Source organism: Marinobacter sp. V34 (genome assembly GCF_055524115.1).
In genome coordinates, this window is record NZ_JBUPZY010000002.1 from 170,565 (window position 1) to 188,274 (window position 17,710).

Sequence of the window (17,710 nt, forward strand, 5' to 3'; positions counted from 1 at the left end):
GTACACTCCGAAACATGGCCAGAAAACGTTTTGATGATTCCAACTGCTCCGTCGCCCGCGCCCTCAATGAGGTAGGTGACTGGTGGTCTCTGCTTGTCGTGCTGCACGCGATGTATGGCACCCGCCGCTTTGTGGACTTCCAGCAGGAGCTGGGTATTGCCCGCAACATTCTTTGCGACCGGCTGGCAAGGCTGGTGGACAACGAGGTATTGAAGAAGGTGGATGTGGGCGAGCATGGCTCACGATTCGAGTACCGGCTAACCGAAAAAGGCCGGGACCTGTTTCCGATCGTTATCGCCCTTCGCCAGTGGGGCGACAAATGGAACCCCGCGCCAGATCAAACACCACTGGACCTGAGGGACCGCGAAACCGGGCGCGCCATTTTACCGGTTGAGGTTCAGAATGCGGATGGCAGGCCTCTCACTGTGCGTGACGTGTTCGTGCCGGAAGGTGATGACACCAGCGCCGAACACAAGACACACAACAGCGAAAAGTCAGCCTGACCCAATCTCCAAACGGGGCCCTGGAGCCCCGTTTTCTATGGAGAAGGCAGAATTAGGCGTTTTCGCGCTGGGGTGAGCGCCTTGCCTGACCACCGTTGCCATTCTGGCTACGGCCGCCACTGCGACCACCCGGCTTGCCGCCAAAGCTGCGGCCATTTCCGCCGGGCTTACCATTGCCACCACCGTTACCGCCGCGACCGCGGGCCCGGCTGGGATCTGCCTTGGCTTTTGGCTTCAATGGCAGGTTGTTCTTGGGCTCGAAACCCTCAACAGACTTGCGCGGCAACTGCTTCTTGATCAGCCGTTCGATTCCAGCAAGCATCTTGCCCTCGTCGGCGCTGACCAGCGACAGTGCATGGCCGCTTTCACCGGCACGACCGGTACGGCCAATGCGGTGAACATAGTCTTCCGGCACGTTCGGCAGTTCGAAGTTCACCACCTGGGGCAGCTGTTTGATGTCCAGGCCACGGGCTGCGATGTCGGTTGCGACCAGTACACGCACTTCACCCTGTTTGAAATCAGCCAGGGCGCGGGTACGAGCACCCTGTGACTTGTTGCCATGGATCGCCGCAGCGGTAATACCGTCACGCTCCAGCTTCTGGGTCAGGCGGTTGGCACCGTGTTTGGTACGGGTGAACACCAGCACCTGCTCCCAGCCATTGTCCCGCACGAGCTTGCTCAGCAAGGCGGTTTTCTGGCTCTGATCAACCGGATAGACCGACTGCTTGATGCTTTCCGCAGCGGTGTTTCGGGCTGCCACTTCCACCTGTACCGGGTTATCCAGCAGGCCTTCGGCCAGGGTGCGGATTTCATTGGAGAAGGTGGCGGAGAACAACAGGTTCTGGCGCTTGGCGGGCAACAGCGCAAGAATCTTGCGGATGTCGCGGATAAAGCCCATGTCCAGCATGCGGTCGGCTTCGTCCAGCACCAGAATTTCCACTTCATTAAAACGAACCGCATTCTGCTGGTACAGGTCCATCAGACGGCCGGGTGTCGCCACCAGCACATCCAGTCCCTTGCGCAGCTTCATCATCTGCGGATTGATTTTTACACCACCGAAAACCACAGCGGACTTGGTGGGCATGTATCGGCTGTAAAGGGCGACACTGTCGTGAACCTGAGCAGCCAGCTCGCGGGTAGGCGCAAGAATAAGAACGCGTGGGCCCTTACCGGTGCGGGGGTTCTCCGCCAAGCGCTGCAGCAATGGCAGGGTAAACCCTGCCGTTTTACCGGTACCCGTCTGGGCAGCCGCCATAACGTCCCTGCCGGAAAGCACGGCGGGAATGGCCTTGGCCTGGATAGGTGATGGGGTTTCGTAACCCTGGTCGGTAGTGGCACGGACCAGTTGCTCGGACAAACCGAGTGAAGAAAAACTCATAGTGGATCAACTCTTGATTATTCTGCCTCCACGAACACCGTTCTGGGCGAATGCGGGCAGATGCCATGATGATTCATGGAATATAAAGACGACTACAGTCACGCTCCATTAACGGGGTGACGTCCTCTGACAGGTCGTATGGATGGTTCGCACGGGGCTTGAAGCCTTAAACTGCGGAAATCCCTAGAGGCAGGATGCTGGGCACACTAACAGAGTGATCCGGGAATAGCTATAAGGAACTTTCCCGGGCATGAATGGATGACCGGTGCCCGGTCAGGGATAACCCTGCCTGAATTGACAGGGTTATCAGACCGTGATTAACGCACACCGTCCCGGCGTAACGCAGCCGGCGTGTATTCGCGGGAGCGACGCTCGGTACCATACTGGTAAGGCTCGTCTTCCTCGTTGGTCAGCCCCATCACCAGATAGCGCCCTGACAACAGGTCATACAGGGTTTCAAAGGCATAGGCCGGAATGTTGGCATCGTAGATCTGCATCGCATGCGCTTCGGCAACACGCCACAGATTGCCACGACCGTCGTAGTGATCCACCGCTGCAATCTGCCAGGTATCCTCATCAATGTAGAAATCCCGCTTGCCGTAGACATGTCGCTCACCATCCTTGAGTGTCGCTGTTACATGCCAGACCCGGTGCAACTCATAACGCGTGAGGCCCTGGTCGACATGGCCGGGCTTTATGATGTCGTCATAGCTCAGGCTCTCGTCGGTCAGGCGATAGGAATTGTACGGAATGTACAGTTCCTTCTTGCCTTTGAGTTCCCAGTTGTAACGGTCTGGCGCGCCATTGTAGAGGTCCAGGTTGTCAGACGTGCGCTGACCATCCGCTGCGGTACCCGGCCCATCGTAGGCCACATTGGGAGCACGGCGAACACGACGCTGCCCGGAGTTGTACAGCCATGCGCGGCGGGGCTCCTTAACCTGGTTGATGGTCTCATGCACCAGCAGTACGTTGCCGGCGAGGCGAGACGGAGCGGTGATGGCCTGCTTGAAATAGAACATCACGTTGGGATCTTCGCTCGGATCGAAATCTTCCAGAGCCACCCGCTCGGTAAACGACTCGGTAAACCGGACCGGACTGAAATCGCCGCTTGGCTGCGGTGTTACCTGCGCCACATTGCGGGTAAAGGAACCACCGCGGTAGCGGGTAATATGGTTGAAGATCACCTCAAGACCATTTTGGGGCATTGGAAACGGGGTCGCTGTCTTATAGTTCTTGAGGCCGTTCCCGCTTTCCACCAGCTCCACTTCGGTTGCGTTGGCCTTGGTCTTCTCCAGCACCTTGGCGGGATAGGTCGCCGTTCTCCTGGTCTGGTAGACCGGCATAAAATAATCGTCGTACGTCTTGATCATCGCTATCTGGCCAGGCGTCAGGTTATCCGCGTACTGGTCTACGTTGCTCTGATCGATACGGAACAGCTCCTTGTCATTGGGGAAGGGGTCCACGTATCGGCCGTCGCCCTGGTAAGCACCCGGCGCCTGAAGCAGCCCCCCGTCCCAGGCAGGAATTTCGTCGCCATTACCGGACTTCTCGGCGCCCATCGGCGTGAGCGTGTCTCCCAGTTTGGCGGCCTCCTGGGCAGACACCGCTGCGCCGGCTGATGCGGAATACAGAATCGAGAATGTTAATGCACTATAAAGCAGATTTTTTCGATTAATCATGTGTTACTCCTCGGTTTTCAGACAATGGTTCAAAATGAATAGGACACTGAGGCCGACACGAAATCCCGGTCATTGATGACGTTGTAATCACCACCGAAATAATTGGTGTAACTCAGGTTGGCTTTGTAGGCGTTTTGATAGGTGGCTTCGACGGCCAGGCCCAGTGACTTGTTACCTTCCTGGAAGTTGCCCCCGGGATCGGGTGCGTACCCCTTTACGTCGTGAGAGAAAAAGAGCCGGGGGCGCAAGTTGACGCCGGCGACGGCATCCGGATAGTCCCAGACAAACAGCGTCCGATAGCCCCAGGAAAAGGACGTGGTAAACCCATCACCTCCACAGTTGCTGGGATTGATGTTCAAACGCGGGTCACTGTCTGTGCCCTGGCTGCAGTAATCACCGGTAAAGTTGTCACCTTCCAGCGGCACCGGCCCCACACCGTAGATGCCCGACCGCCCGTAACGAGCTTCGGAGGTGCTGGGCAGATCGTGGATATAGGTGGCACCGACCTCACCTACAATAATAAAGCGGGCCGCGCCCATCACCCGATCGATAAAGTGAATAAAGGTCGCCTGGGCCTGGGAAACGTTGTAGCGGTCGTAGCCATCAACAGCCTTGCCGGCATAGTTGAAATTGGGATCCTTCTCGCGCTGGCGTTGCTCCAGCTTGCTCACCACCTGCCCATCCGGACCACGCTGTTGCAAGCCTCCGTAGATCAGCTCAAACGTGTTCCACTGGATGGGAAGGTTTGGCCGGAAGCTGTATTCCGCCCCCAGCGAAGTGCCCGTTGGCAGTGTGGTGTTGATACTGATGCCATAGAGATCAATGTCTTCCGGATACTCGATGAAATAGCTGGGAAACCTGGAGTTGGGCAGGTTGGGGTCGCTTTTCTGGTTTGCAGACGGGTCCGATGGGTTGTTGACCACACCGCTGATGTACGGAAGACGGCTGTGGTAACGGGTGTAGTAGAACCCCAGCTCGGCCCCCAGGTCGGTCAGATACCAACGCAACGCAGCACCGAACTGGTCCTTGTCCCCGGGCTCACGGTCGCCCAGGCGCGGCGACACGAATCCCTCTTCCAGCGCCTGGGAATCAGGCACCTGGCCCGCCAGCAATACCGGGCCACAGCCATCGGCCGCCACGTCGGCGGAGGAAAAATAGGTGCCACAGTCGTCAATCCTGAAGCTTTCCCAGTCGGTCTGAACAAACGCCTCCATGGTGATTTCAGGCGTCAGGCCAACGGACGTGTACAACATCTCGACGGGCAGGAGTACGTCTTTCAATTCCGCCCCCGGTGCACGAAACGCGGGAACGTCGATCGGGTTGACCGCGTTGATACCGCCCAGGATGAACGTGCTTTCGCCCCAGTTCACCACCTGACGGCCGTAACGGATCGACACCGGCGTATCGCCGAAGTACCAGTCCGTAAACACGTAGGCGTCGAGAAGATCCACACCGGAAGCGTTATCTTTGGCCTCATCATTCAATTCACGTCGCTGGCCGACCGGGTCCTTGGCGCGACGGTTATCCTTCAGTTCGTGGTCGTAATAATAGGTGCCTCGCACCAGCGCCCCGACCCGCGTCAGCGTGTCACTGTCGGGGGTGTAGTCCAGGAACAGTTCACTACGACCACGCAGGATCTGGGAATACGGCTCGTTCTTTTCAAAATTCAGGTTGCCGTCATCGAAGTTGTTGGACGAGGCGCCGGTGTTACTGAATGCGAATTCCGGGCCCAGGTTGCCCTGGGAGATCAGATCTTTGTCCTGATCTTCCAACCGATAGGCAATCCCCGCGGTAAGCGTTGTTGAGAGCGAGGCGTCGATCTCGTAGATGTCAAAATCGAATGCCATCGCCGGGGCTGTGGATACGATGGCGCCGATAGCCAGCGCCAGGCGTTTACGGTCTCGGTTTGTTGTTGTCATTGGTCTGTAGCTCCAGTTTTTCAGGCAAAGCTTCCCCATTGATGGAGAGATTCGCCATCGACATACACGTGTTTATCGGGAACGGGCGCTCCGGGATATCCGAAGCGCTGGTTGTCTGGCCGTTGGGTTTCTAGATCAGGCCGCCACCAATCAAGCCGTCATCGCCATCACCTCCATCACCCCCACCATCTCCGCCGCTGTCCGGCTCGCTGCCAGGATCGGTGTTGCCCTCGGCAGAACAGTCCGTACCGGAGGTATCGGCATCCTTTACGACACAGGGGTTACTGACAGAAACGGTGCCATCGCTGAACAGCTCCAGCATCTGCGCGATCATCTCGTCGAAAACCGCACGTGACGAAAAGGCATCCGCCGCTTTCTGACCGGCAGACACGGGGTTGCCATGTGACCCTTCCAGATAGCGGGTTATGGCGGGTAGGCCACTTGCCAGCGGAGTCGATTCAGCCCCCATACCCGCAGCCAGGGGATCCGTACCCGCCAGAGGTGCGCGCTCACTACTGATCACAAATCCGGTTTCCGGAACCGTGGTTTCAAGGGGCCCCGTGGCGTAAAGCAGATCATCCGCGGCATTGGGAATCGTGTCGTCAGTTGGGCGTTCAGGGTCATCATCAACACCAGCGATTTCAGTCAGCAACGTGTTGGTGTTCTGATAAAAGCCGGCATAGGCGACAGGGTCTGCCGAATCCAGCTGCGACTGGAACACATTAAAGTAGATGTTGAGTTCCGTACGTCCCTGCGCCAGCACGCCATCAGAGGCGGCGTCCAGCACCGGCAGAAGCTGTGGTGCCAGTGACCGCGAGTTTTCGAACAGACGTGTGAACTGACCGCCGGTGTTCAGCAGATTCGAGGCCAGAACCGGGCTGAGATTGGAGTTGCCCGCAGCACTCGCTGCATTGTTAACCGGTGGGAAGGCCGCGCCACCCATGCCACTGAGCGAGTGGCTCAGGAAATAGACCCGGCTCGGATCAATGCTCAGGTCCTGGGCACAATCGCCGGCGGCCTGACACGCGCTGATGGCGTCCTCGATCGCCTGCAACGAGGCGTTCACGTTAAGCAGGTCGAGGGTGCCCTGGCGCATGTTGTCACGGGTATTGGCATAGTTAGTGAAATTCAGATATAGGCTTCCCGATTCGGGCTCCTGCAGTTCGCCCGCCGGTACCGGGTTAAGGTCCGCGTCAGCGGCGAAGCCAAAGTGACGCTCGACGGCGTCCGCCGAAGAACCATCCTGAGTGGTGATGGGATTAAGACCAACAACGCCTTCTCCGAAAATACCGTGCAGCGGCTGGTCGATACCGATGGTGACGAAGCAGTCAAAGGTATTGCCAGGGTCCGCGCAGGACAATCCGGCAGCGGTCGCCAGAGGGAGGATCGCCGAACGGTCGGTGGTCACGGCATGCTGGTAGATAATCACCGGAAAACCATTTGCCGGGGTCTGCGGAGCAATCAAGGCCTGGTTGGTGTCGGGCGCGGCAACCACAATGGGAACCGTTGTTTCACCGGACTTTTCAGCAAACGGGAAGCGATAGGTCACGCGATCCGAGGGCGCCTGATCGAGTGACTCTTCGGCACTGAAGTCCGCCGGGAGCCAACTGGCCGAGCGTAGGGGTGAACCATCCGTCGCCTCAGGCACGCCCTGAAAATACGGCAGGGTAATCTCGCCCTCATAGACATGGATATTAAGAGGGGTGCCCTGAACTTCCTGAGCCAATGCCGGATTTATCTCACCGCCGTCGCGCTGGTTGAACATTCTTACTGTTCGTGGCTTCGGAGCATCGATAAGGCTGTCAGCGGCGGTTGCAAGCGCCTGCGCTTCACCCTCGTTGTCGGTGACAGTATCGACGGCCAGTGCCGTTGCGGCCTGCAGAGCATAGGCGACTCTGCGGTCCGCCTGATCATTGCTGACAAGGTCCTGATATTGAACGACCATACCAGCGTCCCGGGCGTCACTGAGCAGGCCGGCAAGCTCGGCGTCATAAAGGCGGAAACTTGTGTCCGTCAGCGTTGTATAGATTTCATCGTTGATGTTCTGCTGTTCCGCCGTCGCGTCCCCCTCCAGCGGCTGTTGAGTCAGGTTGTAGAATCCGGAGACCAACTGCTGGAGCCCTTCCTGTCGGGCAGCAATACCCAGGCTGTTGCGGAAGAACGTCACCGGGGCAGTGTTCGCCAACAGCACGTCGTCTACCGCCGTTGTTGTTATCGTTGTGGAAAACACAACATCGTCAAACGTCTTTGAGAATCCAGCGACGGAAAACACACGCTTGAACTCAAAATAATCGGAGGCGAGTCGGCGGGCCGGTAGCAACGCCTCACGGAACGGCTCAAACGCAGCATTGGAAAGCACCGCTTCCGGGTCTGCCACCGTCTGGTAGGTCGGCGCACCCACAAGCGGGTCACCGTTGGTGTCCACAATGTCATCGGTAATGGCCAGGGCGTACCGGGTTTTCTCAGCCAGTGGCTTGATCGGCACAATCCGGATCATATTGTTCTGGCCGCCATCGATATCCAGCAGCTCAACCCTGAGCCTGTCCTCAACCAGGGCATCGAAAATCGCATCCGCTTCGGCGGCATTGCCGCTTTCCTCAAGCGCCAGTGCCCGCCGGTACTGAACCGCCGACGAAATTCCAGCGACCTCTCCGGAGGCCTGACGAAGGCTGTCGCCACCGGCATATTCCAGGGGAATCAGGAACACATTCTGATCCGGGTTGGGAACAACCTCGCCCTCCACGGAAACAAAGTCACGTGCATCAAGTGTCTGCTGGCTGTCCAGGCCGCCGCTGATCTTGACATCAATGGGTGCCAGTACTGAATTTCCATCGAGAAAACCAATGCCCGTGGTCACCGGGTTGGCAGGATCACTGCCGTTCAGCATGGTGCCGTCGTCAACGTCACTGAGATAGAAAAGGGAATCGCTTGGAATCGGGAATTGAGTATTCAGCGGATCGAATAACGGATGGGTTCCCCGTTCCACTCGTGGATTGGTAATCGTGTAATCCGGGTCCGCGTTTTTTGTTGTCTGGCTGCTGCTTTCAAAACAACCCGTCAGGCTGACCGACAATATGACCATCGACATCAGTCGCGTTTGGCGCATGAACATACTTGTTTACCTCTGTACGTTTTTTTGTAGTTCGAGACTCGTCCTGTGTCTTTCGGCCTAACACGGAAGTCTAATTGCGGTGGTTCCAAAAAATTTTTCCCCAATAGCCGACGAATCGCAAAAGGAAGGGCTAACTGGTTCTTGTAGCGAGAAATTTGTCTCGAACAAAAGGCAATAATGATGGTATGTTCAGAACCTGGCATCCGAACACCTACAAGAATGGCCTGAGGAAGGGGCACCCGCCATACCGTGCCAACCACAGACCGAGGGAATCAGATTGGCTTTGCTCCCATTTCGTTCGTCGTCGTCAAAGCGATTTGACCGGCTGATTCTGCCTTACATGAAAGGCATGTATATTTTCGCCTACCGCCTGACTGGCCAGAAACAGGACGCAGAGGATCTGGTGCAGGATGTCGTGGTCAAGTTGTACCCCCGCCTGGACGAACTGGAGAACGTGCAACAACCCCAGCCATGGCTCAACCGTGTGTTGTACCGACACTTTGTTGACCTCACCCGAAAACAATCCAGCCAACGGGAAATTAACGTCAGTACACTGGTCGCAGCGGAAAGCCAGACCGCCTTTATAGAATCCCTCGGCGAGGCAAGCCCGGATGCGTCCGCAGGTATTGACCAAACGCGCATTGGCGATACCGTCAAGCGGTTACTGAACACCCTGCCACCAGACCAACGAACCCTGTTACTGCTTCACGACGCGGATGGTTGGCGTCAGGAGGACATTGCGACGGTTCTGGATGTGCCTGTCGGTACGATAAAATCACGCCTGCATCGCAGCAGAGCGTTTATGCGCGAACGGTTGAAAAAACAAATGGAACCTTTCGAAAAGCAACAACGTGAAGGGTGAAGAGGTGAATGCCATGACGTGTCGTCAGTTCCATCAGGAGGTCGACAGCCTGGTTCGCGGCGATCTTCCGCTGCATGAACAGGAAGCCCTCCAAGCTCACGCATCGACGTGTGCCAGTTGCTCAGAACTCTGGGAGGATGAACAACGCCTGCAAAAAGGCATCATGGCCCAGGCTGCTCCGGAACCCAACGACGATTTTGAATCCCGGATCCGTGCAATCGCACTCGCTGGCGAGACACCTCGGAGTTCCACGTTACGCAAGACATCACTCTGGGCATCATCAATTGCCGCCGTTCTGGCCCTCGGCATCTTTATCGGTATGCAGATTGGCCCGGCAGATACCGGAATGCCCAGCAACGACATCGCTGACGCGACCGGGCAGACAGCAACAGAACCGTTTTCTGAACCCGGAAGTGGAACGGAACTGAAAACCGTCAGGCTAGCGTTCAATTCCCGCAGGGCGATGGACAATGTAACCCTGACCCTGGAACTGCCGCCCAATGCAGAACTGGCACCATTCCCGGGGCGCCAGACCATTAGCTGGACGGTAGATCTCAAGCAAGGCGATAACGTACTGGCGCTACCCATCAACGTTCTGTTCCCGGGGTCAGGCGAATTAGTGGCTCACCTGGACGATGGAACCCGGCGCAAAACGTTCAGCACAGCCATTCCAGGAAACACGGAGCCTTCATCATGAAAAGACCTATTCATATACGCTGGCTTGCTCCGGCCATACTCGGACTTCTGCTTGCAACACCGGCTCTGTCCTGGGCTCAGGACGATCTCGATGTCACCATGAGAATGGTTGCAGACGATCAGGCACTGGATGACTCCTTTGTGCAACAGCTTGAGCTTCCGGAGTCCGTAGACGAGCCCGTCGGAACAAACGGGTTCGGTGATATGCAAACGGATTCGGATGACTTCGCTACCGATACCCGGGAAGACATGCTGGATATTGAAAGCACTCTCTCCGAACAGTCACGGGAATCTCGTGACGCGCTCGGCGTCGAACTGCCTGGCGAGATCATCCAAGACGAACCAGAACTGGATCTGCCAGGCATCGAGGACCCTGGACTGGACCTGCCAGGCACCGGCGATACGGATCTGGACCTTTTGAACGACAATGGCCTGAATCTGGAGGAGGCCGGACAGCAGTAGATTCGATACAGGCGTTACATCTAATCCCTTCGGGACTGGCGCTCGCCCGTCCAATGGCTGTTATACTCTGAGTCCGAATTCAGACTATTCCGGAGAGAGTATTTGCGCCGCCTTCTGACCATCGCACTGGTGTTGTGTCTTGCGCTGTCAACTGCCCATGCTCAGGAGAAGACATCCGAGGCCAAGGCGCTCTTCCGTGCGGGCATCCAGGCTTTTAACGCCGGTGACATGGACGAAGCTCGCCGCTTTCTTGAATCTGCCGCCTCGAAAGGGTTGAGCTCTCGCTCACTCAATTACAATCTTGGTGTTGTCTATTACAAACTCGGGCTGTACGAGGAAGCCGAGCAAACCTTCCGGACCCTTATCCCCACCCGGCAAAAAGCGCTTGCCTACTACAACATCGGGCTGACCGCCCTGGCCCGTGAAAACCAGGACTCTGCAACCAAAGCGTTCCAGAACGTGCTTGCATCCGACGCCGATGACAACCTGGTATCGCTCGCCACCCGTCAACTTGAGCGCCTTGAGCCAACGGTGTACACGGCTTCACCTCGAAAACGCTGGGCGGGCCTGATTTCCGTAGCTGGTGGGTATGAGGACAACGTTGCGCTGTTTCCGGATACCGCGCCCAAAAAACTCGACAGTGGCTTTGTGGAAACCCTGGCGGCTGCCTCCTATTACCTCTATGGCAATTCTTCGGCAGGACTGCGTTCGGACATCAAGTTTTTTTCACGCCAGTACCCTTCCGAACACACATTTGACCTGCAGGTGATTCAGGCTGGTGCAAAATGGGTTCAGAAAATCGCCCCGGGAACGATCAGTGTCGGCCTTGGCGGCGACTATATCTGGCAGGATCAGCGATCAAGAGAACGCCGCGCTCGCCTGACGGCCGGCATAACCACCCTCGACTGCCCGGGCCCCGGTGCGAGATGCCTCGTCAGAGCAGAGGGCATCCAGGTCTTTCCGTTGCCCGGATTCGACGCCTATCGAGGCCAGATGTACCGGCTTGATGCCCACTACCGTCTCCGGCCCGGGAACTGGACAGCGGAACTCAAATACCGGGCTGACTACAATGACCGGGACAATCTGGATACCGGAAACGAGTTCTTCAGTGTGTCACCCGAGCGACATGGCCTTGATGCAGGCATTGAGTACGATCTGACCGACCACTTGAGTATCGAAGCCGGGGCCGGCTTTCGCTTCAGTTACTATCGTACGCCACACCAGTTGATTGTTGCCGAGGGCAGACAAACGATACGTCGTGAAGACAAGCGTCATACGATGTCCGTTGGCACCACGTATCGTTTCTCCCGTCGTACGTCTCTCAGCCTGGATCTGGACCGCACCGACAACAACAGCAATATTGATCGCTACAGTTACGACCGCCATACCGTTACCGCCAGCCTGGCCGTCGGATTCTGATACCAGCCAACAAATAGGCGTGCAAGACGGGAATCAGTACGGGTTATTCCGTTGCGGCTTTTGCGAAACCGGCCAGCGCCCCCTCTATCTTTTCGATAACCTGATCACAGCCTTCAATATCGTGACGCTGTTTCAGATACTCCGGGTCGTTATAGCCTAACCAGACCGTTCCCTCACTGTCTTCCCAGACCAGCGCTTTCTGTGGCAAATCAATGGCCACGCTCTGGGCGCATTGCATCAAAGGCGTCCCCACCTTTGGATTGCCGAAAATCACCACCTCGGTTGGTCGCAATTCCAGCCCCACCTTGCTGGCACCTTCGGTGTGGCTAATGCGGTTCATCACCGTCATGCCTTTGGCCTTGAGGGTAGACACCAATTTATCCGCCGTCATTGCAACGCTGTGGTTGCTCTGTGTCGCTATCATGCCCTCAGCGCCAATCACGGTAAACGGTAAAGCCAGCAGGGCGGCAAGAACAGGGATTCGAGTCCAGGCTTTCATTGCGCATCTCCTTGGGTATTCAGGTCTCCCAAGCATAGGTGAGTTGGACTAGGCTTGCACACACCATTCAAATCAAAGTGATATGATTCAAACAGGAGTACGTAGAATCCCCTATGACGCCATCAATCAAAAATAACGAGGTCTTAATGACTCATGCGCTGAAGGGAGCCATGCTTCCTCTTATCTTCGTTCTGGCCGGCTGTAGCCAGGGCGACTCTGACTCTGCATCTGCCAGCAAACCAACTGAACAACTCGCGCCACCAGAAGAAACCGGCGTGTTGGAAGTCGCCACCCGCAACGGCGCCACTACCTACTATCTCGACCGCCACCAGAATCCCATTGGCCCAGAATTCAGCCTGGTGTCGCTTTTTGCGGTGAGCAAAGGCTGGACCGTCAACTGGACCATGCACGATTCAACGGCCGAGGTTCTGCAGGCACTGGAATCCGGCAACACACACCTGGCAGCCGCCGGGCTGACGCATCTGCCATCACGAACGGAACGGTTCACACGCGGGCCCGCGCACACAGAAATCACTGAGCAGTTGGTGTGTCATCGCGACATGCGGCCTATGCCCAGAAAACCGGAAAGCATGCCTGAAGTCGGCATTGCAGTCACTGCAGACTCGAGCTACGTGGAAACACTGAACAAGCTCGCCAGCGAGCACAAAGGGATCACGTTCACCGAAGATGACAGCAGGACGACCGAAGTCCTGCTGTCCGAAGTGGCTGAACAGGACATTGACTGCACCGTGGCAGACTCCAACATTGTTCAGGTCATGCGACGCCACTTCCCGCATCTGGAAGTGGCCATGAACCTCACCCAGGGCAATAACCTGGGCTGGTACCTGCCAGCCGGTTCCGACGAACTGGCAGGGGCGACACGGGAATGGATGAACAGCACCGACGGTGACGAAGCCATCGGCTATATCGAGAGCCGCTATTACGCGTACATCGGCGAATTCGATTTCGTCGACCTGCGCGCCTTGAACCGCCGAATAGATGACCGACTTCCTGACTTTATCGACCGCTTCGCCGAAGCCGAAATCACAACCGGAATGCCGGCAGACTTGCTGGCGGCGCTGTCTTATCAGGAGTCGCACTGGGACCCGGCCGCAGTGTCACCTACCGGCGTACGCGGGATCATGATGCTGACCCGAAACACAGCCGAGTCTCTTGGCGTCATGGACCGCCTGAACCCAGCGGCCGCCATTGATGGCGGGGCACGCTACCTGGCGGATCGCCATCGCCGGCTACCGGATACCATTCCCGAGCCCGACCGCACCTTCCTCGCGCTTGCCAGCTACAACATCGGCCGCGGCCACTTGTTGGACGCCCGCCAGCTCGCGCGGGAACTGGGCAAAAACCCCGATTCCTGGGACGATATGAAAGAAGTCCTGCCGTTAAAAGCCGACAAGCGCTACTACCCGAGTACCCGCTACGGATACGCCCGTGGCTACGAACCAGTACACTATGTACAGCGCATCCGGAACTACCGTGATGTGATCAGCTCAGCGTTCGACTAACTTTGCGACGAAACGGAATGACCAATGAAACGATGGACATTACTACTTGCCCTTCCTCTAATGCTGCTGATCGCCGGCCAGGCGGCGGGGCAATCGGAGCCGATCAAAGTCGGCATCACCACTGTGCCACCCTTTGTTATGGAAACTGACAGCGGCGAGTGGGAAGGCATCAGCATAGACCTGTGGCGCCAGGTCGCCGATGGCCTTGATCAGGAATACACCTTCGTTCCCCTGCCCTTCAGTGAGCTTCTGGCACAAGTCGAAAACGGGCAGATTGATGTGGCGGTGGGCGCTCTCACCATGACCGCCGAACGGGAAGCAGCGTTCGACTTCACCCATCCCTTCTACCAGACAGGCTTGTCCATCGCGGTACCTCCAGCGCCGGAGCAGGGGCTGCTCGCCAGCCTCCGCGCGCTGATCAGCTGGCAGTTTATGAGCGTAATCATCGCCCTGGGCGGCTTGCTATTGGCCGTAGGGTTTGTGCTGTGGCTGTTTGAACGCCGACGCAACCCGGAACAATTCGGCGGCACCGCAGCACAGGGCATCGGCTCAAGCTTCTGGTGGGCGGCGGTAACGATGACCACCGTCGGCTATGGAGACAAGGCTCCGGTGTCTGTGGCGGGAAGGATTATCGCATTGGTATGGATGTTTGCCGGATTGATCATGGTGGCGAGTTTTACCGCTGCAATTACCTCATCACTTACGGTTAGCAACCTGCAATACCAGATCAAGGGCCCCGAGGACCTGAATCGCGCCAACGTGGCGACCATCGCCGACACTGCCAGCGAGCAGTATCTGCGTGACCAGCGCATCCGTCATGAACTCTACCCTGACCTGACCAGCGCCATGCTCTCGGTTGCCAGTGGTGAAACCGATGCGGTGGTGTATGACAGGGCCCTGCTGCAATACCGAAACCTGCAACTGGGTGATCAAAGGCTGACGGTGCTGCCAGGCATTTTCCAGCAACAACTTTATGGTCTGGCCCTCCCTTCCGGAAGCTCACTGCGTGGGCCTGTGTCAGAGCAGATACTGGGGGCCACCGAATCCTCGGGCTGGAACGACGTTCTGCAGCGCTACCTGGGCCGCGAGTAGCACCGGCCTTGGCCCGGAGGAATCAATACACCTTGGCACACCCTTCGGGCCGGGTTTTGAAGCGTTTATGCAGCCATAGGTACTGATCAGGCTGATCACGGACGGTGTCTTCGATATAGCGGCTCCAGGCTTCCGTGTCTGTCTGCTTGCACTCGCCAAACCCCTCCTGGATTGGCGAGAAGATCACCCGATAGCGTCCGTCAGGCATGCGCAGGTGGCTCACACAGATCACCGAGGCGCCGGACACCCGCGCAATGTAGCTGGGAGAGGTAATACACCCGGCCTCAGTGCCGAAGAACGGCACGAAAAGCTCAGTCTTCTTGCCAAAATCCTGATCGCAGGCAAACCAGACCTCACCTCCTTTTTTGAGGAACGACACCATTGGCCTCAGTTCACGCTTGGTAAACGGCCGGATTCCGAAATGACGGCGGCGGCCATTTTCAATCATCCTATCAATAACCGGGTTATTATTGGGGCGATACATATAACCCGGTTTTTTCAGGTGACAGGCAATCAGCGGCAAAGCGAAATCGAAGATGCTGTAATGTCCGCCAATCAGCAGTACACCGTTCCCCTTGGCCTGAGCTTCTTTCAGGTGCTCCAGCCCCTGTACTTCCGCCGCTTCGCAAAAACCCGACATATCTCGCCACCAGGCATGGATGCTTTCGAGGAAACCACGGGTACAGGCCACGAAGTTATCCCGCACCAACTGCTCACGGGCAGCGTCATCAAGCTCAGGAAAGCACGTGGCAATATTGGTATTGGCAACCTTGGCCCGGGATGTCAGCTTGCGTTCAAGGAAGCAGCCCAGTCGCCGGCCAACACGCTGTTTGGCCGACATAGGCAACAGAGCAAGCAGATAGAGGCTAAAAACCAAGGACCACGAGGGCCATAGAGCCGGATGCCACAGCGGCATATTCTTCTTTTTCTTGGGGCCGGACATACATCATTGCCTGTTCAAAAGCGGACCACGAGACTGCCACATTTCGCGTCAGATTTGTAGTTGCCATTGTGAATGTCCAGGCTATATCACACCCTCAGGAGCCGAACAGGGCTGAACGCAATGGTCCCATGAAGCCACGCTTTGGCTTGGCTCCCTGAACCGGGCGGCGGCCATCGAACTCCAGGTAACCATCCTCGATGGGATCAAACCTCATGGTTTTTACATCCTCCAGATAATTCTGGCTGACCCGCCAGGGGCCGTGGGTTCCCTGTCTCGGCAACTTGTCGTCCGCCCGGCGGATATAGCCGGAATCCAACCCACCCATCATGGTGTCATCAGCGCGACTGTCGCCGTTGTCCCGGGGCACACAGACCTTCTGCCCCTGCCTGTCCATATGGTTGAACAGGCGGCACAGGTACTCAGCCGCGATATCGGCTTTGAGGGTCCAGGAGATGTTGGTATACCCGAAAATCATGCCGGCGTTGGGTATACCCTCCACCATCACGTTCTTGTAGATCACTTTGTCCCGTAGCGTGACCGGCTGACCATCCACCACCAGGTCCATTCCGCCCAACATCTGAATATCCAACCCAGTCGCCGGAATGATGATGTCGGCCTCCAGTTCCTTTCCGGATTTCAGCAGGATACCGTTCTCGGTGAAGCGTTCGATATGGTCCGTCTCTACCGACGCCTTGCCAGCTTTGATCGACTCAAACAGATCGCCATCCTTTACTACGCACAGGCGCTGATCCCAGGGGTTATAGCTGGGTGAAAAGTGGCGCATATCGACTTTGCCATCCAGTTGCCGGCGCACCATGGCCAGGAACAGCCGCCGCATGGCTTTGGGATTCTTGCGGGAACGATTGAACAGCAACCGTGCGATGCTGACGTTACGGGCACGGGTCAGCCGATAGGCGACTTTGGAGGGCAAAACCTTCTGAAGGCCCTGCGCCACTGCATCCCGTGAGGGAAGCGGCATCAGATAGGTGGGCGAGCGCTGCAACATGGTAATGTGCGCGGTGTCCTCCGCCATCGTCGGCACCAGGGTGATGGCCGTGGCGCCACTGCCAATCACCACCACACGCTTGCCTGCGTAGTCCAGGTTCTCTGGCCAGTGCTGCGGGTGCACAATCTGCCCACCAAAATCAGCCTCGCCAGGGAAGTCAGGCTTATAGCCGGCATCGTAGTTGTAATACCCTGTGCAGCCCACCAAAAAGTCGGCGGTAAAGGTAACCGTTTCGCCCGTGGCTTCCTTACGGGCCGTCAGTGTCCAGCACTTGTCTGTACCTGACCACTCAGCAGAGACAACCGCCAGACCATACTGAATATGTTGTTCAACGTTGTTTTCCCTGGCCGTATCGTGAACGTACTGCTTGATCGACGGACCATCCGCCAACACCTTCCCCCCCGTCCACGGGCGGAAGTTGTAACCAAAGGTGTACATGTCGGAATCGGAACGAATACCCGGGTAGCGGAACAGATCCCAGGTGCCGCCAAGGGACTCACGGCGCTCAATGATGGTGAAAGACTTGCCCGGGCACTCTCGCTTGAGGTGACAGGCCATGCCAATACCGGATACCCCGGCGCCGACAATCAGTACGTCTACATGTTGTTCGCTCATAA

General features: G+C 57.1%; 14 protein-coding genes. 7 read left to right on the top strand and 7 right to left on the bottom strand.

The genetic code is table 11. From position 1 onward, the window contains the following. Positions 1–14 precede the first annotated feature (14 nt). On the top strand, positions 15–503 hold the full coding sequence (locus AC0B60_RS03910) for a winged helix-turn-helix transcriptional regulator (protein ID WP_465084192.1): 489 nt from the start codon (positions 15–17) through the stop codon (positions 501–503). 52 nt (positions 504–555) lie between these two features. On the opposite strand, the gene AC0B60_RS03915 is transcribed toward AC0B60_RS03910, so the two are convergent. The 4 genes from AC0B60_RS03915 to AC0B60_RS03930 form a co-directional block, all read right to left on the bottom strand. Then, entirely contained in the window at positions 556–1,881 is a 1,326-nt protein-coding gene (locus AC0B60_RS03915) for a DEAD/DEAH box helicase (RefSeq protein WP_465084193.1), read from the bottom strand. A 317-nt stretch (positions 1,882–2,198) separates the two neighbouring features. Continuing rightward, positions 2,199–3,560, bottom strand: a complete 1,362-nt coding sequence (locus AC0B60_RS03920; RefSeq protein ID WP_465084195.1) for a DUF1329 domain-containing protein — start codon at positions 3,558–3,560, stop codon at positions 2,199–2,201. 29 nt (positions 3,561–3,589) lie between these two features. Continuing rightward, positions 3,590–5,479 (bottom strand): DUF1302 domain-containing protein, encoded by a 1,890-nt coding sequence (locus AC0B60_RS03925; RefSeq protein ID WP_465084197.1) that lies wholly within the window; start codon positions 5,477–5,479, stop codon positions 3,590–3,592. 130 nt (positions 5,480–5,609) lie between these two features. Next, the gene (locus AC0B60_RS03930) at positions 5,610–8,591 is read right to left on the bottom strand and encodes a hypothetical protein (RefSeq protein ID WP_465084198.1); all 2,982 of its coding nucleotides are present in this window, start codon (positions 8,589–8,591) and stop codon (positions 5,610–5,612) included. 283 nt (positions 8,592–8,874) lie between these two features. On the opposite strand from AC0B60_RS03930, the gene AC0B60_RS03935 reads away from it, so the two are divergent. From AC0B60_RS03935 to AC0B60_RS03950, 4 genes are all read left to right on the top strand, one after another. Next, positions 8,875–9,453, top strand: a complete 579-nt coding sequence (locus AC0B60_RS03935) for an RNA polymerase sigma factor (RefSeq protein WP_465084200.1) — start codon at positions 8,875–8,877, stop codon at positions 9,451–9,453. Between the two features lie 13 nt (positions 9,454–9,466). After that, positions 9,467–10,150, top strand: a complete 684-nt coding sequence (locus tag AC0B60_RS03940; protein ID WP_465084201.1) for an anti-sigma factor family protein — start codon at positions 9,467–9,469, stop codon at positions 10,148–10,150. Beyond that, positions 10,147–10,611, top strand: a complete 465-nt coding sequence (locus AC0B60_RS03945; protein ID WP_465084203.1) for a hypothetical protein — start codon at positions 10,147–10,149, stop codon at positions 10,609–10,611. Before AC0B60_RS03940 ends, AC0B60_RS03945 begins: the two co-directional genes overlap by 4 nt. Before the next feature lie 102 nt (positions 10,612–10,713). Continuing rightward, on the top strand, positions 10,714–12,030 hold the full coding sequence (locus tag AC0B60_RS03950) for a tetratricopeptide repeat protein (protein ID WP_465084204.1): 1,317 nt from the start codon (positions 10,714–10,716) through the stop codon (positions 12,028–12,030). Between the two features lie 43 nt (positions 12,031–12,073). Here the strand turns inward: AC0B60_RS03950 and AC0B60_RS03955 are convergent, their stop codons facing one another. After that, positions 12,074–12,529, bottom strand: a complete 456-nt coding sequence (locus tag AC0B60_RS03955; RefSeq protein ID WP_465084206.1) for a DUF302 domain-containing protein — start codon at positions 12,527–12,529, stop codon at positions 12,074–12,076. Between the two features lie 146 nt (positions 12,530–12,675). Between AC0B60_RS03955 and mltF the strand changes: the two genes are divergently transcribed. Both mltF and AC0B60_RS03965 read left to right on the top strand, forming a co-directional pair. Next, a complete protein-coding gene (gene mltF / locus AC0B60_RS03960; protein ID WP_465084208.1) occupies positions 12,676–14,052 on the top strand; it encodes a membrane-bound lytic murein transglycosylase MltF in 1,377 nt (458 codons plus the stop codon). Positions 14,053–14,076: 24 nt separating this feature from the next. Then, positions 14,077–15,144, top strand: a complete 1,068-nt coding sequence (locus tag AC0B60_RS03965; protein WP_465084210.1) for a transporter substrate-binding domain-containing protein — start codon at positions 14,077–14,079, stop codon at positions 15,142–15,144. Positions 15,145–15,166: 22 nt separating this feature from the next. On the opposite strand, the gene AC0B60_RS03970 is transcribed toward AC0B60_RS03965, so the two are convergent. After that, positions 15,167–16,087 (bottom strand): lysophospholipid acyltransferase family protein, encoded by a 921-nt coding sequence (locus AC0B60_RS03970; protein WP_465084211.1) that lies wholly within the window; start codon positions 16,085–16,087, stop codon positions 15,167–15,169. Positions 16,088–16,181: 94 nt separating this feature from the next. Further along, positions 16,182–17,708: a flavin-containing monooxygenase gene (locus tag AC0B60_RS03975; RefSeq protein WP_465084213.1), complete on the bottom strand. Its 1,527-nt coding sequence runs from the start codon at positions 17,706–17,708 to the stop codon at positions 16,182–16,184. Positions 17,709–17,710: the final 2 nt, after the last annotated feature.

Bases quoted from the DNA above. Each gene is read 5' to 3' on its own strand.
- AC0B60_RS03910 (WP_465084192.1), top strand. From the start codon at position 15: ATGGCCAGAAAACGTTTTGATGATTCCAACTGCTCCGTCGCCCGCGCC.
- AC0B60_RS03915 (WP_465084193.1), bottom strand. From the start codon at position 1,881: ATGAGTTTTTCTTCACTCGGTTTGTCCGAGCAACTGGTCCGTGCCACT.
- AC0B60_RS03920 (WP_465084195.1), bottom strand. From the start codon at position 3,560: ATGATTAATCGAAAAAATCTGCTTTATAGTGCATTAACATTCTCGATT.
- AC0B60_RS03925 (WP_465084197.1), bottom strand. From the start codon at position 5,479: ATGACAACAACAAACCGAGACCGTAAACGCCTGGCGCTGGCTATCGGC.
- AC0B60_RS03930 (WP_465084198.1), bottom strand. From the start codon at position 8,591: ATGTTCATGCGCCAAACGCGACTGATGTCGATGGTCATATTGTCGGTC.
- AC0B60_RS03940 (WP_465084201.1), top strand. From the start codon at position 9,467: ATGACGTGTCGTCAGTTCCATCAGGAGGTCGACAGCCTGGTTCGCGGC.
- AC0B60_RS03945 (WP_465084203.1), top strand. From the start codon at position 10,147: ATGAAAAGACCTATTCATATACGCTGGCTTGCTCCGGCCATACTCGGA.
- AC0B60_RS03955 (WP_465084206.1), bottom strand. From the start codon at position 12,529: ATGAAAGCCTGGACTCGAATCCCTGTTCTTGCCGCCCTGCTGGCTTTA.
- mltF (WP_465084208.1), top strand. From the start codon at position 12,676: ATGACTCATGCGCTGAAGGGAGCCATGCTTCCTCTTATCTTCGTTCTG.
- AC0B60_RS03965 (WP_465084210.1), top strand. From the start codon at position 14,077: ATGAAACGATGGACATTACTACTTGCCCTTCCTCTAATGCTGCTGATC.
- AC0B60_RS03970 (WP_465084211.1), bottom strand. From the start codon at position 16,087: ATGTCCGGCCCCAAGAAAAAGAAGAATATGCCGCTGTGGCATCCGGCT.
- AC0B60_RS03975 (WP_465084213.1), bottom strand. From the start codon at position 17,708: ATGAGCGAACAACATGTAGACGTACTGATTGTCGGCGCCGGGGTATCC.